This is a genomic window from Belnapia mucosa (genome assembly GCF_016775475.1).
Taxonomy (GTDB): Bacteria; Pseudomonadota; Alphaproteobacteria; order Acetobacterales; family Acetobacteraceae; genus Belnapia; species Belnapia mucosa.
In genome coordinates this window covers 1-269 of record NZ_JAEUXJ010000116.1, presented here as the reverse complement: position 1 = coordinate 269, position 269 = coordinate 1, and the positions used below count along the sequence as shown (strand labels likewise).

Sequence of the window (269 nt, the reverse complement as noted above, 5' to 3'; positions counted from 1 at the left end):
GTGGCCGAAGCTCAGCGCGCTGATGGACGACAGCGAGGACGACGTCCTCGCCTACATGTCCTTCCCTGCGCCGCACCGGACCAAGCTGCACTCGACCAACACCCTGGAGCGGTTGAACAAGGAGGTGAAACGCCGGGCCGACGTGGTCGGCATCTTTCCCTCAGAAGCCTCCATCGTTCGCCTGATCGGCGCCGTCCTGCTCGAGGCCAACGACGAATGGCAGATGCAGCACCGCTACATGGGCGTCGAGGCCATGGCCGAGATGCTCA

Annotated in this window: 1 protein-coding gene; it reads left to right on the top strand. The window is 64.3% G+C overall.

Going from position 1 to position 269, the window contains the following annotated elements; all coding sequences use genetic code 11:
- The coding region (locus tag JMJ55_RS30595; protein WP_202829368.1) for a transposase at positions 1-269 on the top strand (269 nt) is incomplete at both ends.